14 protein-coding genes are annotated in these 20,447 nt (G+C 46.9%); 9 read left to right on the top strand and 5 right to left on the bottom strand.

Features of this window, described 5'->3' with window-relative positions; translation table 11 throughout:
* From Q3O60_RS13715 to glnS, 4 genes are all read left to right on the top strand, one after another.
* Nucleotides 1–280: hypothetical protein (locus Q3O60_RS13715; RefSeq protein WP_305894505.1), on the top strand; the 280-nt coding region annotated here is incomplete at its 5' end.
* Nucleotides 281–411: 131 nt separating this feature from the next.
* The gene (locus Q3O60_RS13710) at nt 412–1,215 is read left to right on the top strand and encodes a hypothetical protein (protein WP_305894504.1); all 804 of its coding nucleotides are present in this window, start codon (nt 412–414) and stop codon (nt 1,213–1,215) included.
* 84 nt (nt 1,216–1,299) lie between these two features.
* Nucleotides 1,300–2,934, top strand: a complete 1,635-nt coding sequence (locus tag Q3O60_RS13705; protein ID WP_305894503.1) for a tryptophan halogenase family protein — start codon at nt 1,300–1,302, stop codon at nt 2,932–2,934.
* Between the two features lie 114 nt (nt 2,935–3,048).
* Nucleotides 3,049–4,713 carry a glutamine--tRNA ligase gene (glnS, locus tag Q3O60_RS13700; protein ID WP_305894502.1) on the top strand — a complete coding sequence of 555 codons (1,665 nt, stop codon included), beginning with the start codon at nt 3,049–3,051 and terminating at the stop codon, nt 4,711–4,713.
* Nucleotides 4,714–4,770: 57 nt separating this feature from the next.
* Here glnS and Q3O60_RS13695 read toward each other — a convergent pair whose 3' ends face one another.
* A complete protein-coding gene (locus tag Q3O60_RS13695) occupies nt 4,771–4,965 on the bottom strand; it encodes a DUF3185 family protein (protein ID WP_305894501.1) in 195 nt (64 codons plus the stop codon).
* A gap of 111 nt (nt 4,966–5,076) precedes the next feature.
* Here Q3O60_RS13695 and Q3O60_RS13690 point away from each other — a divergent pair, with 111 nt between their 5' ends.
* Genes Q3O60_RS13690 through efp form a run of 4 tightly spaced genes read left to right on the top strand, consistent with a single transcriptional unit; the run spans nt 5,077 to nt 7,750 of the window.
* Nucleotides 5,077–5,625, top strand: a complete 549-nt coding sequence (locus Q3O60_RS13690) for a hypothetical protein (RefSeq protein ID WP_305894509.1) — start codon at nt 5,077–5,079, stop codon at nt 5,623–5,625.
* Nucleotides 5,619–5,993 (top strand): hypothetical protein, encoded by a 375-nt coding sequence (locus Q3O60_RS13685; protein WP_305894500.1) that lies wholly within the window; start codon nt 5,619–5,621, stop codon nt 5,991–5,993. Before Q3O60_RS13690 ends, Q3O60_RS13685 begins: the two co-directional genes overlap by 7 nt.
* Nucleotides 5,990–7,171 (top strand): elongation factor P maturation arginine rhamnosyltransferase EarP, encoded by a 1,182-nt coding sequence (gene earP, locus Q3O60_RS13680; RefSeq protein WP_305894499.1) that lies wholly within the window; start codon nt 5,990–5,992, stop codon nt 7,169–7,171. Before Q3O60_RS13685 ends, earP begins: the two co-directional genes overlap by 4 nt.
* Nucleotides 7,172–7,192: 21 nt before the next feature.
* The gene (gene efp / locus Q3O60_RS13675; protein ID WP_305894508.1) at nt 7,193–7,750 is read left to right on the top strand and encodes an elongation factor P; all 558 of its coding nucleotides are present in this window, start codon (nt 7,193–7,195) and stop codon (nt 7,748–7,750) included.
* A gap of 71 nt (nt 7,751–7,821) precedes the next feature.
* Here the strand turns inward: efp and Q3O60_RS13670 are convergent, their stop codons facing one another.
* Together Q3O60_RS13670 and Q3O60_RS13665 are read right to left on the bottom strand one after the other, a co-directional pair.
* Complete coding sequence (locus Q3O60_RS13670; RefSeq protein ID WP_305894498.1) at nt 7,822–8,739, bottom strand: GGDEF domain-containing response regulator; 918 nt, start codon at nt 8,737–8,739, stop codon at nt 7,822–7,824.
* 7 nt (nt 8,740–8,746) lie between these two features.
* On the bottom strand, nt 8,747–15,367 hold the full coding sequence (locus Q3O60_RS13665; RefSeq protein ID WP_305894497.1) for an ATP-binding hybrid sensor histidine kinase/response regulator: 6,621 nt from the start codon (nt 15,365–15,367) through the stop codon (nt 8,747–8,749).
* A 208-nt stretch (nt 15,368–15,575) separates the two neighbouring features.
* Between Q3O60_RS13665 and Q3O60_RS13660 the strand changes: the two genes are divergently transcribed.
* Entirely contained in the window at nt 15,576–17,828 is a 2,253-nt protein-coding gene (locus tag Q3O60_RS13660) for a TonB-dependent receptor (RefSeq protein ID WP_305894496.1), read from the top strand.
* A gap of 30 nt (nt 17,829–17,858) precedes the next feature.
* Here the strand turns inward: Q3O60_RS13660 and Q3O60_RS13655 are convergent, their stop codons facing one another.
* Entirely contained in the window at nt 17,859–18,524 is a 666-nt protein-coding gene (locus Q3O60_RS13655) for an exonuclease domain-containing protein (RefSeq protein WP_305894495.1), read from the bottom strand.
* 15 nt (nt 18,525–18,539) lie between these two features.
* Nucleotides 18,540–20,363, bottom strand: coding sequence for a DUF294 nucleotidyltransferase-like domain-containing protein (locus Q3O60_RS13650; RefSeq protein ID WP_305894494.1), 1,824 nt, complete (start codon nt 20,361–20,363; stop codon nt 18,540–18,542).
* Nucleotides 20,364–20,447: the final 84 nt, after the last annotated feature.

Genomic DNA, 20,447 nt, shown 5'->3' with positions numbered 1-20,447 from the left:
CTTCAGGAATCCAGAAGAGTTTAATGATGATGCCGTCATTAGAGGTCAGGATGTGAAACTGATATTCCGTGATAATGGCCTTTGGTATCATTCATTTTCTGCTAGTAGGGATATCGCTGGCTTTGATGTGACACTTGGGATTGCGAATGCGTTTGATCAGAAACCGCCACGAGTGAGTGATTTTGGTGGTGTTGTCCGGCGTGAAGGTAGTTCAGCATTCTACAGCCAATACGACTGGACGGGACGCAGAGCTTTCCTGACAGTTTCATACGACTTCTAAGTTTCGCCACGATGAAAGCCGACTTCGGTCGGCTTTTTTTATCAGGTAAACTACGTTAAAGTGATTTCAAATGAACGCCCTGTCTTTTATCTTTTTGTGAGAGAAGGGCGACTTACGTCTGCGAGCAAATTATGTCCATTGTCTCAACTCCTAGGATCCTTGGTAAACCGGATAATCTGAATGAATTGAATAAACAATTCAGTCAACAAGAGCTCAGTATTCCAGTCTATCTAAACTCCGTACCTAAGTGTGGTACTCATTTGTTGCGAAATATTTTCAGAATGTTTGTGCCTGTTGAGCAGCAGTACCATAAAGCATTTATTCAGATCCCTATTATTCAACAACACATGCAGGCCTTTAATCCGCAGCAGCCATTTCTTAGCTGGGGACATATGCTGTTTTCTGATAACTCAGCCATTGCATTACGACCAGTTCGTCATTTATTGATTGTGCGTGATCCTTATGATTGGGTGCTGGCCAGAGCTCGTTTCTTTTTGTCTGATACTTTTCAAGGCTCATTAGATCATTTAAAAGGTGGCAAGGTGTCAGTTGAAGAAGTCCTGAATATGATGATCTTTGGTATCTACCAAAAAGCTCCAAGTATGCAGGAAATTTTTAATCATAACGGAGCTGCCTGGCTTGGAACTGATGTGAAGCTCGTTCATTATGAAGAGGTCATTAAGCACCTGAAAGCCATCGATACGCATGAAGCCAAGCTCTTCTTTACCGATTTACTGAGCTGTTTAGGTATGGATACCTTACCTGACGACTGGCAAGAGCGGATTAGGATTGGCTCTGATCGCAAGCAAAGTGGTACCGCGCGAGAGAATTTGAGTGGTCATAAGTTCGAATTACCGGATGAGTTGCCGGTAATGCAAAAGAAACTGGTTGATTACTGTATGCCCGGATTGCGCCATTTACTTGGCTACTATTAGCCTGTTAACTTGATCTGTACAAAGCAACGTCACCTGCAGTAGCGACGGTATAACAATAAGAACGAATTTACCGGAGTAACCCAAATGAAAAAGCGTAAAGTAGTCATTGTTGGAGGCGGCTCAGCCGGCTGGATGACCGCAGCTTATCTAAACGGCGCATTAAATAAACGCGGTACTGAATCCAATGTAGACATTGAGTTGGTTGAATCCCCTGATATTCCCCGTATTTCTGTTGGCGAAGCGACTATACCTTCTATGCGCCATCTGCTGGCCGTAGTGGGGGTTGATGAGATGGATTTTATGAAAGCAACGGATGCGACCTTTAAGCAGTCGATCAAATACTGTAATTGGGTGCAAAACGACAATACTTTTTATCATCACCCATTCAGCAGTATGCGATTACAGCCAATTGACCGTGCGGGTATGGATTGGCTTAAAAGTGATCGTAGTATTCCATTTATGGAGACCTGTTCGGCTCAACCTCTTATATGTGAGTGGGGGTTATCACCGCTGATGCTTGGTCCTTGGGATATGGGAGCCCGGTTTAATTATGCTTACCATATGAACGCTCAAAAGTTTGCTGATTATTTGCGTGACTTCTCTGTAGAGAGAGGCGTCATACATACCTTAGCCAATGTCACTTCGGTGGATATGCAGTCTGAAAAAAGGATACGAGCTGTCCACACCGATCGCGATCAATGCATAGAAGGTGATATTTTTGTCGACTGTACTGGATTCAAGGCCAAGCTCATTGAAGAAAAAATGGCTGTTGGTTTTGAAGACTGCTCACAGTGGTTGCTTTGCGATCGAGCTATCACCATGCACATTCCATATGATCGTTTTTATCCAGGGATGATCCGCCCGTATACTACTGCTACTGCGTTATCATCAGGCTGGATATGGGATATTCCTATGCGGAGTCAGCGCTCAGTTGGTTATGTGCACTCCAGTCATTTTATCGATATCGATGCAGCTGAAGCAGAAATGCGAGCTTATCAGGGAGGTGATACTGCGGATCTGAAGTCTCGCGTGGTTCATTTTAAAGTGGGTAGGCGCTGCGGTAACTGGCATGGCAACTGTATTGCTATCGGACTATCTGGTGGCTTTATTGAACCGCTTGAGTCAACTGGCTTGTATTTGAGTGATTTGGGAGCTGTGCTGCTGGCAGAGTACTTTCCTTATGCAGATCAAGAGATGGATATTTTGGCTAGCCGTTATAATCGTATCATGTCGAATCGTTTTTATGAGATCCTCGATTTCATCAATATGCATTACTGCATGACCCAAAGAACCGATACTCCTTTCTGGCGGGAAGTTCAGAAGCCTGAGCGTATCACCGATCGGTTAAAAGCAAAACTTGAATTCTGGCGTATTAAACCACCCAGCTCGCATGATTTTCAGGATCAATGGTTTGCCGGTATGCCTGTAACTTCATCAGGAGCTGATAGCTATGCTCATGCCGATGGCCGGCCTGCAGTCGATACCGGGGGATTATGGAACCATGAGAGTTATGAATGCATTTTGTATGGTATGAATTTTTTGCAGCAGGAATGCATTGACAGGTATGGGGCAGAAAGACCACAAACAGAAGTGCATCCAGCTATTTTAAAACGATTGCAACTGGCGCGGCAGAAGCTACCACCGCATGCGGTTTGGTTGGATAAGGTCTTTGGGATGCCTGATTATAAGACTGCTTTCAAGCCAGCTGGCTGGATTTAATCATGATTAGCCTGTAATTTTTTATTCCGTCATAGCCAGTTGCCAACCTGATGTTATAATGGCTGCATCGTAATGCTGCTACTGCAGCTGTTTTTTCAGAGGAACTTCATAATTATGGCGGACGTTGAACATCGCCCCAGCAATTTTATACGCCAAATCATCGATCAGGATTTGGCCAGTGGCAAACACAAGACCGTTCAGACCCGCTTTCCACCTGAACCGAATGGCTTTTTGCATATTGGTCATGCCAAGTCAATTTGCTTGAATTTTGGTATAGCCAAGGATTATCAAGGGCTCTGCAATCTGCGTTTTGATGATACCAATCCAGAAAAAGAGAACATAGATTTTGTTGAGTCTATTCAACGTGATGTCAGCTGGTTGGGGTTTCAATGGCAGGATCCCATTCATTATTCATCCGATTACTTTGAGCAACTGTATGGCTTTGCCGTTGAGTTAATTGAACAAGGCTTGGCTTATGTCTGTTATTTGAATGCTGAGCAGATGCGTGAGTACCGCGGCTCTTTAACCAAGCCAGGCAAAAATAGCCCTACGCGTGATACTTCACCAGCAGAAAATCTAGCCTTGTTTGAAAAAATGCGTGCCGGTGGCTTTAAAGAAGGGGAGTGTTCATTACGCGCTAAAATTGATATGAGCTCGCCTTTTATGTGCATGCGGGATCCGGTGATTTATCGGGTGAAATTTGCTCATCATCACCAAACGGGTGACAAATGGTGCATTTATCCGATGTATGATTTTACCCACTGTATTTCAGATGCGTTAGAAGGTGTTACGCATTCGCTGTGTACCTTGGAATTTCAGGATAACCGCCGCTTGTACGACTGGATCCTCGATCACATCAGTGTGGATTGCCATCCGCAGCAAATTGAGTTTTCACGGTTAAACCTGGAATATACTGTGATGAGTAAGCGCAAGCTGCAAACTCTGGTAGAGAAACAAGTGGTGTCAGGGTGGGATGACCCGCGCATGCCCACCATCGCTGGTTTGCGCCGCCGCGGCTATACGCCTGAAGCGATCCGTGAGTTTTCAAAGCGTATCGGCGTGACGAAACAAGATAATGTGATTGAAATGAGTGCGCTGGAAGCGTGTATTCGCGAAGATTTAGATAGCCGGGCACCACGTGCTATGGCAGTGTTGGAGCCACTGAAAGTGACCATTAGCAACTATCCGGCTGATCAGCTGGAATGGTTGGATGCGCCAAATCACCCGAAAGATGAAAGCATGGGGCAACGTCAATTGCCGTTTGGCCCCGTGGTGTATATTGATAAGGCGGATTTTCGGGAAGAAGCGAACAAGAAGTACAAGCGACTGGTGACCGGTGGCAATGTTCGTTTAAGAAATGCTTATGTCATTCAAGCGGATGAAGTGATTAAAGATGCCTCTGGTGAAATAGTCGAGCTCATTTGCAGTTATTTACCAGAAACGCTCGGAGAAAACCCGGCCGATGGTCGTAAAGTGCGCGGTGTCATCCATTGGGTGGAAGCAAGCCAAGCGATACCTGCTGAGTTTCGTGTGTATGACCGCTTGTTTAGTGTAGCCAACCCGGCAGCTGAAGATGACTTTTTACAGTGCATTCATGCTGACTCTTTGGTGATTAAGCATGGATTTGCAGAACCTTCATTAAAAGAGGCAAAAGCAGAGAGCGCTTACCAGTTTGAGCGAGAAGGCTATTATTGTGCAGACAATAGGGATACTTCGGCTGAGCGGCTGGTGTTTAACCGTACTGTCGGTTTGCGGGATAGTTGGAACGAAGGGCAGTAATCATCCATTATCCATAAAAACGGCCACTTTAAGTGGCCGTTTTTATGGATTCGAATGCTATTTTTTTAACAACAAGCCCAAGCCGACAATAACTGCCACCGCACCGGCAACCAAATAAAGCACGGAGTTATCTGTTGGGCTACCGGTAATTACTTCGGTAACTTGTGATGCTGTTGAGTTATACTCTGCATAACCAAAATAAAGTAAAATTGCGCCTGCGACCAATGCTGCTATGCCGATAATTTTTTGCATGTTCATTTCCTTTATGTTGAACTGTTGTCGTATAAGCATAGACCAACCTATAAATATTGCTTACTATTTTTCAAAAGCTTAGCGTTAAACTCATGAAAAAAATGACCTATGATGTCACACAGTCGCGATGAAAAGGTAAGGCTTGAGCATGAAGCCGCACGGCTTTTCATGCGGCTTTACGAGCAGGACTACGGCATTACTATGCGACATATCTGGCACAATAAACCAGCGCGACCAGATGTGACTTGCTACTATCAGGATAAAAAGCTCGATCTTGAAATTGCTCATTTGTATGGTAGCGAAGCAGAAGCCATGCATATTCTTGGTCGGGAGTTGTCGACACAAACGCATAAAGAGTTGTTAACGTTGATGCGAATGCCCGCAGAAGCAAGATTAGTCGCAGCTTTAAATAGTTTATTGGCCAGCAAAGCTCAGAAAACATACGACAGTAACAAGGTGTGGCTGGTGATACGAAATGCCAACCCATTATGGACCCGGGACGAGATGTTGGCTCATTTCCCAAAACTACGTATCCCGAAACAACACCCCTTTGAACAGATCTGGCTGATTGGCGATATGGCTGGAGACTCTGGTTTGCTGGCACTGTTTCCACCATTGCATCACCCCATATCTTCAGACTATAGGGATGAATTATGTTGAGCTTTTATCATCGTCTGGCTCGAATCTTAGCGCCAGCCTTTTGGTGGCTGCTTGCTGCTGCCATATTGTTTGGCATGCTTTTTATTTGGCTACTGCTGACCAGTGAACAGAGTCATCAAGCCAGTGTGCTGTTTTGGCTGTTGTTGATGCTGGCGATGCTTGGGTTGTTATTGGTGATTAAGTGGTTTGCTACACCGGCCCCTGAACTGAATGAGACCAAAGGCTTTTTCCTGCGCTGCAAGGTACGATTGGTACGTTTGGGCTATCTGTTATTGGCCCTGATCACCAGCTTCATCATGCTGGCGATAGCGGTGCTAGGTGCCCGCATTGGTTTTGGTGGTTTGATGCGTTGGTTGCTGGGCGCATGACCGCTAGGAAGCAATGGGATATATTTTGTAGCGTCGTCGATAATTTTGGCGATATTGGGGTCTGTTGGCGCTTAGCACGACAACTCCAGGCCGAGTATTCCGTGCACGTTAGACTCTGGGTAGACGATCTCGATAGTTTTCAACGGATTTGTATAGAAATCGATCCGTCCTTAACGCAACAATGTTTAGCAAGTGGTGTTGAAGTGGTCGCCTGGAGTAAGGCTGGCTGTTTCGCTGATTTGCTTTTAAGCGGCCCTGATGCTGATGTCGTCATTGAGGCATTCGGTTGCGAGCTTCCAACTACGTATTTAGCACAGATGGCAAAGCGCCATACCAAACCATTATGGCTCAATCTGGAATATCTATCGGCTGAAGCATGGGTAGAAGATTGTCATGCTTTACCCTCGCCACATCCACAGTTACCACTGCAAAAATACTTTTTTTTCCCTGGGTTTACTGGCCGTACGGGCGGGCTCTTGCGCGAGCAGGGGCTGCTCGAACAGGTCAGCCAGTTTCAACAAAGCAGCGAGCAGCAACAGGTTTTTTTACAGAACCTCGGTGTTGAGCAGCCAGAACAGTATGGGTTGAAGCTGTGCTTGTTTGCGTACAGTCACTCCAAGTTGGCTGACTGGTTAGACGCACTGGCCCGGATGGAGCCTAAAGTGTTATGTTTGGTTCCCGCCGGAGCACTGGCTACAGAGCTGCAGCAGCACTATCCTCAGTTGCGTTCAACTGGTTGGATGGAGTGGGGCCAGCTCCGGCTGCAACTACTCCCATTTGTTGATCAGCCAGCTTTTGACCAATTGCTTTGGTGTTGTGATATTAACTTTGTCCGCGGTGAAGACTCACTGATCCGAGCGATTTGGGCGGGGCGACCATTTAATTGGCAACTGTACCGTCAACCGGATGACGCTCATTTAGATAAGCTGGAAGCCTTTTGGCAGCAATATAAGCACCAGATGCCTACTCAGTTGCACGATGCATTAGAAACATTTTGGCAGGCATGGAATGAACCATTGGATTTAGTGACGCCTTGGCAGCAGCTGCTCCCTTTGTTACCTTATTGGCAGCAGCATGCGAGCCGTTGGCAGCAGCAGCTGAGTTTGCAGGATGATCTGGCAAAGAATCTGGTGCGTTTTGTTGAAAAAAAATTTATACTAACGGCAAATTTTTCCTAGTAAGAAGAAACCAAGAATATGATGAAAACTGCTCAAGAGCTTCGTGCCGGTCAGGTAATTATGGTTGGTAGCGAGCCAATGGTTATTTTAAAAGCTGAATTTAACAAGTCCGGCCGTAACTCTGCCGTTGTTAAAATGAAGATGAAAAACTTGTTGAGTAATGCCGGTACTGAAACTGTGTATCGTGCTGATGATAAGTTTGAACAAGTCATTCTGGAAAACAAAGAAGTGACTTACTCTTATTATGCCGACCCTATGTATGTCTTTATGGATGAAGAGTACAACCAGTTTGAAGTGGAAGCTGAAAACATGGAAAGTGCTTTAAAATATCTGGGCGATGGTATGCAAGTGACTTTGGTGTTTTATGGTGAGCGGCCAATTTCGGTTGATCTGCCAACCATCGTGGTTCGCGAAGTGGTGTACACTGAGCCTGCAGCTAAAGGCGATACTACTGGTAAGGTGATGAAACCAGCCAAGTTGGATACCGGTTTTGAACTGATGGTGCCTGCCTTTGTCGAAATTGGCGATAAAATTGAAATCGACACTCGTACAGATGAGTACCGAAGCCGTTCAAGATAAGTAGGGGCGCATGATTGCGCCCTTTTTGACGCAGGGGCGCATCATTGCGCCCTTTCTTGTATGCTTTCACGTTAATCCGTATACCACATCAACTGATTTTTACCGCTTTGCTTAGCTTTGTACAGCATATCATCTGCACGTTTGAGCACATCGTTTGGATCTTCATCCTGTGTCGCTGCGCAACTGATCCCCCCAGCGCTGAGCGTAATGTAGTCGCTGATAGGGGAGTAGCCATGTTCCAACTGCAATTGTTCAATACTACTTAAGCAGTGTTCAATCAACTGGCGACTGCCTTCTTCATCGCTATCTGGTAGTAAGATCACAAACTCTTCACCACCATAGCGGGCAATGAAATCGTTTGGCCGGCGCAACGTTTGTTTCAGATGAGTGGCGACTTGGTGCAGCACCTTGTCTCCGGCAGCGTGACCATAATGGTCGTTAAACTCTTTAAAATGATCAATATCGAGCATCACCAGCGATAAATGGCTGTGCTGACGAGTGGCGCTACGCCATAGTTGCTCTAGTACCTGATCGTATTTGCGACGATTGGCAATCCCCGTTAGCGGGTCGATATGTGCCAGTTGTTCAAGTAATTTACGCTGTCTTGATAGCTGCAAATGCAACCGAACCCGAGCTTGCACAATGGTGGCGTGGAAAGGCTTATAGATGTAATCGCAAGCGCCCAGGCGCAGGCCTTGCTCTTCATGATTGGTATCACTTAATGCCGTAATAAAGATCACGGGAATCGAGCTGGTATGTGCATGATGCTTTAGACTCTTGATAAGTTCAAAGCCATTTATGTCTGGCATCAGCACATCCAATAGAATGAGATCGGGCTGAAACTCAATGGCTTTACGAAGTCCTTGCTCGGCAGATTGAGCCAGAGTGACATCAACATCTTGTCGTAGAATATCGCCGAGAATTTTTAAGTTTGTTTTTTGATCATCAATGATCAGTACCTGCTGTCTGGTGCTCTGGCTACGTGTCATAACATCATCACTTTTGATCGCCGTCAGACTGCTTTGCTAACTTATTGAGCAATGCTTGCAGCTGTTCCGTGGCTGTTTCAAATTCAATATGGCTTACATTATGGCTTATGTCTGCTATCTCTGCTGCGAAATTGCTTTGTTTTGTCAGCCTTTTTAATCGCTCGAGTTGCGCTTCGGCTGCGAAATCAGATTGTTGCAATAATGGCAGCAACTGATGGAGCTCCAAATTAAGTTGTTTATGTGAGATCGGTTCTATGGCAGAGGTCTCCTCCGTGATCTCGACTTGTGCTTTCAGGTGATTCATCAACTCATTCAGCATTGCAATAACATGGTCAATTTCATCCGCATCTGGCTGACCAGCTAACAATTGTGATTCGGCCTCAGCGCACTGGGCTGCAAAAGCAAAAGCACCGATATAGGCTGCGGCCGCTTTCAGCGAATGCATTTCACGACTGATTGATTCATAATCGTGATGCTGTAGCTGATGACGTAGTTTTTTCGGTAGCTCTTTATGCTCATTGTAGAAGATATGCAGCAGGCTAGGGTACAGGGATGCTTGAGGGCCAAGGTTTGCACGTGCTTTTGCCTCATCGAGTTGTAATGGATCTTTGCTTGATGATGACAGCTCTGAGAGCACGGTTGAAGTCACGACTTGTTTCACGGCGACCTGCAACTGTTGCTGCAGAACACGGTACAATTGTTCTGGCACAATCGGCTTAGTCAGATGCTCATTCATACCCGCAGCCCGGCTTTTTTCAATATCTTCCGGTAACGCATGGGCTGTCATAGCGACAATGGGTAACTCTGTGAGCTGCAGTTGCTGACGGATCAGTTGCGTGGCAGTCAGACCATCCATTTCAGGCATTTGAATATCCATCAACACTAAGTCATAGTCTCGCTGCTTAAGTTTGCTGACGGCTTCTGCACCATGGACCGCAACATCAATATCTGCACCGGTCTCTTGCAAGAAACCTAAGGCCACCTGACGATTGATCACGTGGTCTTCAACCAATAACAAACGTTTGCCTAGCAAATCAGGTAGCGCTTCTTCGAGTGAGTAGGTTTGCAATGCTGCTGTATTGGTGGTGGTATCAAACAGCAGCGGACCAAGTGCATCCAGTAACATCGAGTAATTAACAGGCTTCTCTAAAAATTGATCGATCTGAACCTGTTGCATTGCAGCTTTAGCTGCCGCCTTATCATAAGCTGAGACCATCAGTATATGCGGTGCCCGACTACCGAGCTCTTGCTGAATACGACGTGTGGCTTCAATGCCATCCATCTCAGGCATACGCCAATCCATTAATATAAAGTCATACCCTTGCTGGTTGCTCTCGGCTAACTTTACCTTGGCCACGGCTTCTTCACCATTGTTGGTTTGTTCGGCTTGAATACCAAGTTCATCGAGCTGTTTCAGCAATACCATGCGGGTTAACGCCATGTCATCGACCACCAGAGCTCTTAGCTTGCGTTGGGACAGCATAGGGCGCTTAACGGCTGGTTGATCATGTTCTGGCAATTGCAGGGCGATGGTGAAATAAAAGGTAGAACCATAGCCTTCTTCACTTTCCAGCCAGATATCACCTGACATCAGTTCGCATAACTGTTTACAAATAGTCAGCCCTAGCCCTGAACCACCATACTTTCGGGTAATTGAGTCATCGGCTTGATGGAATGATTTAAACAGACGTTGCCGTTGTCGCTCGGTCATACCTATGCCGGTATCGGTGACTGAGCCATGCAATTTATAACTACGGTCGGCTGATTTATCTCCATGCAGCATAATACAAATAGACCCTTTATCGGTAAATTTAACTGCATTATTCAGCAAGTTGATGAGTAACTGTTGAATACGTAAAGGATCGCCAATCAGCTCCTTGGGAATATCAACCGATATATCAGCGACCAGCTCCAGCCCTTTGCTGTGAGCTTTCAAGGCTGTCATATTAATGGCTTGCTGCACTACATGATGTATAGAAAGCCGGGTACGCTCCAGTGTTAATTTGCCTGCTTCTACCTTAGAGAAATCGAGAATGTCATTTACAAGGCTGAGCAGCATTTCGCCTGAGCCCCGAATTTTACCCAGTAAATCCAACTGTTCATGATCGACCACTCGCTTACTGGCCAAGCGACTCAGGCCTATCACCGCATTAATTGGGGTTCGAATTTCATGGCTCATCCGAGCTAAAAATGCCGATTTTGCATCGGTCGCTGCTTCTGCTTTGATTTTAGCTTGGGCCAGCTCTCTGGTTCGTGAAGCTACTTTTTGTTCCAGATTTTTATTTGCCTCTAACAGTTGCTGCGATAAGCGGGTGTTTTCAAATAAGATAGCTGTCTGGTTGGCCAGTAACTGCAGTACTTGGATCCGCTCTTCCGGAAAAGCACCTGTCATGCTGTCGTGCTGCAAATACAAAATACCGCGAAAGGCGCCATTGACAATAATAGGAATACACAGCAAGGATGCTGGCAACCCAAGTTGTGGATGAATGGATTTCAGCAGCGGAACCTGACTGGTATCATTATAGAGTTTGGCTTTACCGGTGCGGCGAACCAAATTTAGCAGGTTGGCTGGCGGCTGCAGTAATTTATCGCTGGTGCTGGCTTGTAGCTCCAGCTCTTCTTCTCCTGATGCAAACAAAAGACAGCCATTCTGTGCTCCGGCATTTTCCACCATGATATGCAGCATGGTATCGAGGAAAGCGGTTAAATCAACTTGTCCACTGAGCGTTTCAGAAGCCTTAAAAATTGAAATAAGATCCAGTTGGCGGCCTGATGTGGCGGTGTCGGATGAGTGTTGGTATACACGTAGTTCAGGGTAGGTTGATTGTAACTGCTGAAGTTTGGCTGCGGCTTGCCATTGTTGATAACTTTGGTAGGCCTTCAGGCGGTGTCCTGCGGCAAAATCGGGCTGATGCATCTGTTGCCAATAATCGGCTACCCGTTCATGGGCAATGGCGAGGTGGTGCAGAAATCCCTGCTGTTCAGACTGGTGAATGGCTTGCTGATAAAGTTGCCATGCATCCGTTTTATTGGCCAAAGCGGCTTGCTCAGCATGAAGTAAAAACACCTTATATTGATGGTTGTCCGGTCCGGCTTCGGACCAGCTTTCAAATTTAAGCACCAGCGCATTAAGCTCATTGTGCCAATGACTGGCTTGGTCATTATTAGGTGCGTGCTGTGCTTTTCTGAGTAAACGAGCATAGGTTAGGGCGGCAAAAAAGTAATACTCAGTCTGGTGGTGCAGTGATAATGCTACGCCTGCCAGTGGCTCTGCAGCCTTGATATGTTCGAGGGCTTGCTCATCTTCATCCATCAAAGAAGCAAGTATTAATTTGATGCAATGGTAGCAAAATAAAATGGTGTGGTTGTTGTTTTGTTGCAACACCGCAAGCTGAGTACTTTCTGAGTACGCTTCTCCTTCGAGCATCAAGACATTACGTGGAACCGTCGTTAGGTTGAATGTCAGTTGCTGCCAAATCTGGCTAAACTCAAGGTTATAAGGAAACTGCTTCTCAGTTAGAAACTGAATCGCACGATCGCCGTACTGTGCGACCTGCTGTAAGGGTTGGCCACTCATGACCCGATAAAAGCTACCAAATAAAGCCGAATGGGCCGCATACTCCAGGTTGCCTTCTTTTAACGCTTGTTGAAAACTGTCTTCGAGTGCTTGTATGCTGACGCTGAGAGGGGCATTCCAGGGCAAAATTGCAGCTGCGCGTTGAAAGTCTAACTGAGCTTGAAATTTACCTTGGTACCGCGTATTCACATCCAAAGCGAGATCTGCAAACTCGAGCGCTGTACTGTATTGACCAAATGCAGCCACTAAATTCATACCATGGCCGAGATAACCCAGTGCCGACGAAGCACAATGACCATGCTGCAGGCTTAATTTCAGTAAATGATAACTGACCGTCATGTAGTGCAAGGGGCCGACGATATAGGCGACCGTAAAGAGACTCCCTAGCATATCCATGGCCTGCAATAACTCATCATCTTGCAGGGCTGGGCGTTCGATTAAAGCCGCGATGTTGTCAGGTGCATACATCGTTAGCACTTCCGCATAATGACTGACAATCTGCTCCGTGACGGTAATGTCAATCCCCACTTCAGCCAGCACCTCAGCGGCAAGATCAAAGGCTTCACTAAGCTGATTCTGAGCAAACAAAATCAGGATCTTTTGCTGGCAGTTTTGCATACGCTGCAACCGGGAGTGAGTCAGCTGATCCAACTGCAGGCACCAGTGCCAGGCATCCGGGTAGTTCTGTGTTAGATAGCTACTTTGCGCAAGGCCAGCGAGGACGGCCCGGGATTGATCGTCACTCGAAGGATCGCTCAAGTTTTCCAGCAGTTGCCGGGCCTGCACAAAAAATGCATGAGCGGTATCGTATGCATTGGTTGCTAAGGCTTTATCTGCAGCCATTAAGTTAAATTCAGCCACCTTTTCTGCGCCAAGCTCACCTACACTGAGGGGGAGGGCGGCATTGAGATGCGTGATAAACTCAAAGACATGTTGTTGCTGCTGCTGTGCTGTTGCAAAGTCTGCCAGATAATAGCGGGCAATAGTAGCGTGCAGCTGTTGCTCAGTTTGTGGGGTGGCCAGTTGAAACGCTGCTTGTTGCAGGCGGTCATGGCTGAAATGAAGCGATTGCAATTGCTGCCCATCCGGAGCTTTGAATGCGGTCAGAATACCTGTGTTAATAGGGCCGGTTAGGTGCTGCTCCAGTTCCATGACTGAATACCCGGTAATCCCTGCTAGGGTATGCATGGTTGCTGAGTCACCCAGCAAGGCAATGATTCTAAGCAGTTGCTGTGCCTCGGCATCAAACTGATTGAGTCGCTCTGCTACGACCTCAGCATGCTGATCGCTCATGGTTTGCTGAGACACTGCAGTCAAATCCCAACGCCAGATACCATCCGCACAACAATATAGTAGCTTTTCATGATGTAGTTTCAGCAAAAACTGCTTCAAGTAAAAGGGGTTGCCACTGGTTTTTTGAATCAACATATCAGCCAGTGGCTGCAACGATTTCTCGGTCTGTTGCAGTGTATCGGTGAGTAGCTGCAATGTTGCCTGCTCAGACAGAGGGTTAATCGATATGTGCTGAAGGTTGGCATGGCTTTGTGCTATAGCATCAAGAGTAAATTGCAATGGGTGGTCGGCCAGAACTTCATTTTTCCGAAAACTCAGTAGCAGCATGATGCGCTGAGCACTTGGATCTTCGGCTAATAGCTCCAACCAGCGCAGTGTGGCTCTATCTGCCCATTGCATATCATCCAGAAACAAGACCAGCGTGCAATTTTGCTCGGGAAAAACACGGAAGATACGTAGTAAAAGCTGATTAAAACGGCTCTGGCTGGCACGGTTAGCCAAGGCCTGTGGTTTGGGTGCTGGTGTGAGAATAGGCGCCCACTCAGGGATCAGCTCCGTCAGTAAAAAAGCATCGTCACCAGCCGCCAGTTGCAGCAGTTGCTGCCATATTTTTAGTTCTGACTCGGGCTCTTGCAAAATAGATTCTGCTAACTGCTCCAGCGCACTTTTCAGCCCTGAGAAAACTGAGTTCTGTAAGTACTGATCGTGTTTTCCTTGAATAAAAAAAGTATGACCGTCCAGTGTTAATGGATGCAGCTGTGCAATGACGCTGGTTTTTCCTGAACCAGAGTAGCCTTGTACCGCCACCACCTGCATTTCGCTGGATTGGTGAGATAAAGCAAAGGTGTGTTCCAGAACTTGTAATGCGTCGGCCCGCTCATATAAGGTGTCAGGAAAAGGCAGCTGACGGATCCCCACATAGACGGAGGGGATGAATAATGTTTTATCCTGTTCTGAGCTTGGCTCAGTGCAAGATTCAATATCTTGCATCACACCCTGGACCGAATGATAACGTTGATTCGGGTCTTTATGCAGCAGAGTATGAATGATGTGAGCTAGTCGGGGATCAAGCTCTGGTTTTAATTCGAGTAAATCTGTTGGTTTTTTCGCAATGTGGGCATGAACCAACTCAAGCGCTTGTTGCTGTTCGAATGGGAATTGCCCGGCAATTAAGGCATAACTTAAGACACCTAGTGCATAGAGATCAGCGCGCTGATCCAACGGGCAGTGCACTCTGCCAGTGGCTTCCGGAGCTAGCGTCCGAAGCATGGCGAGATCCAATTCAGTCTTTACCTGCAATGGATGGACTGAACTGATGGTAGATGCAAAACGACTATTCAGTAAATTGACTTCGTCACCAGTCGCAGACCAATAGAGTGATTCTGCCTTTAGTTCGCCCAAGATGAAACCGGCCTGGTGGATTTGTTGCAGCAGGCGCAATAAACTTTGGATGGCGGTTAGGGCCGTAATTTTCTGCTGACTAATGCAGTCGATCACTTCAAAAAAGCCAAGCGTGTAATGCCGCATCGGGACCACCCTATACCGGTAGCCTCCTTCTTCAAAGCTATCTAAGGCCTGAACAAGCCAGGGATGCTCTGCCTGCAAAGTGGCGAGAGCTTGTGATGTAGACGCTGCGGATAACGAGTGTTGATGAATAAACACCTGCTGTTGTTCAGCAGTTTTGGCAACAAATAAACGATGATCAGGAGCTAAAGCAGGACGTTCAGTTAACTCATTAAATTGTGACAGCTTCAGCATAGAACAACACCTGAAAGTATGAACAGTCTTGAGCTAGCTTAATGGGTTCGTAAAGAAGAATAAAGGCTTTTCATCATAGCTTTGGCTATCAAGCTGATTACAAATTCTGTTTGTAGAGCCTGATACGATCCTATACTATTTCACCATCGACTTAAGTACTTTGGCTTCGCTGTTTTTACCGCTTCAGGGCCAGCTCAGGATAGGCACTATGTATTATAAAAACATGCTCTATAAAAGCGTATTCCCTGTTTCATTTTGTAGTTTAGCGCTCGGACTCAGCACATGGTCTGCTGAAGCACAAATGGATAGCTCTTCAGCGGAGCAAGATGCTGTTGAAGTCATAGAGGTGCATGCTCAACGCCGTTTACAAGATATTTTTGATGTGTCCGTTGCTGTGACACTAATCGATGGCGAGTACTTAAAGCAACGGCAGATCAAAGACAGTGTAGAGCTGGCTGCGTTATCACCAAACTTTACTGCAAGCCAAGCTGCCGCAGAAGGCACCACACCAGCTTTTACTATGCGCGGTGTTGGCATGTTTGATTACAATACATCGACGGTCTCTCCGATTGCGATATACAGCGATGATATTGTCAGTGGTGGTGCCAGCTTTCTGGGGGCTCAGCTGTTTGATTTGGCTCGGGTCGAGATTTTACGTGGGCCTCAGGGCACTTTGTTTGGCCGTAATACCACTGGCGGCGCTATTTTACTGATGTCAGCCATGCCTGAAGATGAATTTGGTGGCTATATAAGGGCCAGTGCGGCTGAACAGCAACATTATCGGGCACAAGGCGCGCTGAACACCCCAATTAATGACGATACTGCCGTCCGCTTTGCCTTTAACTGGCAGGATTACCACTACAGCATGAATAATGTGTTTCCTGATGCACCTACTGCGGGTATGGAGCAAGCCAGCTTCCGTGTGCTGCTTACCACACAATGGCAAGATTGGGATCTATTATTGCGCTTGTCATCCGAGCATTGGCAGGGTGTACCAAAACCAGTGTACAGTGCAGGTATTTTCAGTGATCTGGCCACAGGAACCTTATGTCCGCTTGCTTTAGTGGGCACCAAAGAATGCGTCGATGGCTTTGGCATGCGTGTGGATAGCGATGATTTCTGGACCACATCGGCGAACATGGCAGAGAAACGTAATCGTACCGATAGTTGGGGGGCCAGTATCCACCTCAGCCGTGACTTTAGTCCAGAGTTCAGTCTGAAGTCGGTTAGCGCTTATAAAACGTTCAATCGAATGCATTTATGGGATGCGGATGGTCCCGGACAGTTTATTGAAGGCCAGCTTGGCTCGAACAGTGATTTTTTCAGTCAGGAATTGACGTTCTATTGGGATCAAGGCTCGCGCTTTTGGACCGCTGGGCTTTTTTACCTGCAAGAAGAGCTTGAGCAAAACAATCGCCTCGATTTATTTCGCGATTTTAGGGCGGTACCTGAGTTATCAGATGTTCCGGCCCAATTTATTTATCACAATACCCTCAAGAATACCTCAACGGCGGCTTATGCCCAGCTGGAGCAGCCGCTTAGTCAGCGTTTTACCCTGACTGCAGGGCTGCGGATCACGGATGAGAGTACGCGCTATCAGGCGCAAAGTGATTTGGATACGGTCGCATTTTTTATTCCACAGCTGTGGGATCTTTCCGGTAAAGTATCGGATATCGAGTGGACCGGGAAACTCGCTCTTAACCAGCGTTTAAATCCCCGGCATATGCTGTATTACAGTTATTCCAGAGGGTACAAAAGTGGCGGTTACAATGGCGGCTTTGCCAGTAGTGCAGAAGAAGCCGCCAACTCAGCTTACGGGCCTGAATACCTGGATGCCTGGGAAGTTGGCAGTCGTTGGCGCTCAGAAAATAATCGTATGCGCTGGAATCTGGCTGCTTTTTATTACGATTACCGCGATCAACAAACCTTCGTCAACTTTAGCAGTGGGGTTGCTCCTTATCATGTATTGAAAAATGCTGGTGACGGGCAAATCTTTGGTGTTGAATCTGAATGGCGCTATCAGGCCAGTCAGCAGTTGGAACTGCAGTTAGCGCTGGGGTATATCCCAACGGCTAAGTTAGGGGAGTATCGTGAAGGTGAGCTATTTGTTGCCGATACCCGTTTACCTTTTACGCCTGAATGGACGCTAGGTGCAGCCATTCAGTACCAGCAGGCACTGAATCACGGTGCTTTATTGTGGCAGCTTGGTGTCGATTACCAATCCTCAGTTTACTTTGATCAATACGAAGACCATTATACCCGCCAGACAGGTTACAGTCTTTGGCATGGGCGGGTCGGTTGGCAACTAACACCTGAACTTGAGCTGGCTTTTTGGGGTAAAAACTTGTTTAATCAAGAATATACTGAGCTAAAGTTCGATTCGATTGCCGCACTTGGTGCCATAACTCAATTGCGAGGTGAGGCCCGACAGCTTGGGGTTGAAGTTAGCTATTACTTCTAGCCAAGTTAGACATAGATGAGTATACGATCACTAACGCGATAGCGCTTGAAGCTCTGCTAAAGTCATCTCTGCATTGCTGTACTGTCGAATTTGGCTGATCAGCAGCTGTGCGCAGGCAAAGGCATCGGCCAGCGCATGGTGTTGTGGTGCTTCTGGTAAATGATGCCGCTCCAGACAGTTTGGCAGCCGCAAGGCATTTTGTGTCAGCACCGTACCTTTGCGCTGAAGCCGCTGCCACTCTACACGCATGGTATCAATAGCGTTAAACTTAGGGCTACGGCCGAAGCAACGTTGGCAGGCCATGGTTAAAAAAGCTAAATCCATCACTGCATGATGGGCAACCAGAATATAGCCGGGGTAACTCTCAAGCAGCAACTGCAACAATTCGCATAACTCCATGCCTTGCAATAACTGATGGTCATGTACGCCATGGAACACGGCACTTTGGCCGACGCCGATCGGAGATTTCACCAGATAGTGGGCACTTTCACCCAGAATGATTTCTTGCTGCCGTATTGGAACCCAGCCCGCACTGACGATATGGTCTTGCTTGGCATCAAGGCCAGTTAGCTCTAAATCAAGCGCCAAAAAATTCACATCCCGCAACTTGGTTTTCGGTGACGGAGGGGAAATAGCTTCGTATTGACGGACAATGTCATTCATTGGCATTGGGGGATTTTTGAACCAACCAAACATGATAATACCTCCAAACTAAAGCTCCCGACAGAAGCGATACTTCAAGTGACTTTGGGCCTGATTAATCACCTCAAACACATCCTTTAACTGATGCCGTTGCAGACCAGATAAGACAGCTGGGTCGAGCAAATTAGACGCTTCATGGCCTTGTGAAATATCATGCTGATGTTTATCCCAGCGTAGCTGGGCCAATACATCAAATGCATCGAGTAAGTTCTGGCTGTCTTTTGGATCCATCACTTTATGCTGCGCCAATTGGATCAATCGTTGCCGTGTATTGATGGCTGGGATCCCTTTGCTCAGGCTGTAAATACGTGCGATATCGGTGATCAGGATCAGGCCGCGCTTTTTCAAATCGAGCCCTTTCTTTTGTTTGCCATCGCGCTCCAGGGTAAAGGTTTTGAAGAAACCAAGCGGTGGCGAGCCTTTTAATGCATTGTGCGAAAGATGGTACAAAAACACGGCTCGATCAACGGTGCGAGCCAGAATATCTTGCTTTAACGCATTAAACAGACTTTTGCTGCCATAAATAGGCCGCAAATCAAAGAAAATACTCGACTTTAGCAAGGCGTCCGGGGTTGGGGTTTGGATCCAACGGCCGAATTGTTTCGACCAGCCTTTGAGACTTAGCCGTAACTCAGGGTTACTGGCCATAATATTACCCGGGCAGTACACAATGCCACATTGGTTTAAGCCATCACAGACGATTTTGGCGAGTTGCTCAAAATACTGGCCAACGGCGCCCTCCGGCTCTTTTTCCAATAGTAAAGCATTGTCTTGATCGGCATTTAAACCTTGCTCCATCCGTGCCTGCGAACCAAACCCGAGCCAGCTGAACACACAAGGCGGCGGCCCGAGTTCAGCAATGGCCAGTTTGATCCAACTTTGCGTCAGAGCATCCGTCACGGTTGTCAGTACGTGGCTGGCCTCGTGCGCGGGCACTTGCTGCGAGCTCAGGCTACGACTTAAATGCTCTATTTGACTGGCGCACTGCAAAATACCTTCTTCGGTATGTTGCCGGTGGATCTCACCAATCAAATACACCGGATGATCTTGTTGGGCACGGATCACATCTGTCGCGGTGATCATGCCAAAAATATGCTCATCCCTGAGCACGGGCAAATGGTGAATATTGTGCTGACTCATCAACTGGACGGCTTCAAACAGATAGGCATGCAAGTCGATGGTTTCGGGACGTTCTGTCATCACTTCAGTGACGAGGGTATTAGCAGGTAAGGCTTCAGCAACCACACGGCTGCGTAAATCGCGGTCGGTGATAATACCCACCAGCTTATTATCGTGCTCGACCAATAAAGACGATACCCGCTGTTTTGACATCATACTGGCCGCTTCTTGAACGGTTGCATCTGGCGGAATACTGACTTTACGCGCTTTGGCGACGTCGCTAATTTTTAGGGTAAACCGATCGGTAGATTGCGCCTTGTATTGATGCAGGCGGCGACTAAATAAACGTTGAAAAAATAAATCGATGTTTTTGAATTGATAGCGAAAATGATCAAAGCCTTCTGCAGGCAACCAATAGACCAGGCCATCTTCTTCACACAACAGAGTATCTTTATCATGCAGCTCCGTCAGTAGTTGTTGATAGCCATAAAAATCACCAGTTTGTAACTTGGTGAGTAGTTGCTGCTGATCACTGTAAAGGGAGAAGACTCCAGTGCGGACAATCATCAGCCGTTGGCTAGCTGTGTTTACTTCTTCACCGGCACGAAAATAGTACACCGACATCTGACGTGCCAATGCCTGCCGTTGATCTGCATCCAACTGATCAAAGGGGGTAGTTTGTGCTAAAAATGACGTAACTTCGGTGACTTCCATTGCTGTTATGCCTGAGCCAACATACAAGCAACCATAGCAAAGCGATGGCAGAGAAACCAGACGACTTTAGTCGCAGCCATAACA

The sequence above is a fragment of the Alkalimonas collagenimarina genome, from assembly GCF_030717845.1.
Taxonomy (GTDB): domain Bacteria; phylum Pseudomonadota; class Gammaproteobacteria; order Enterobacterales; family Alteromonadaceae; genus Alkalimonas; species Alkalimonas collagenimarina.
Note: the sequence above shows the minus strand (reverse complement) of the source record. Positions and strands in the feature narration are given on the sequence as shown.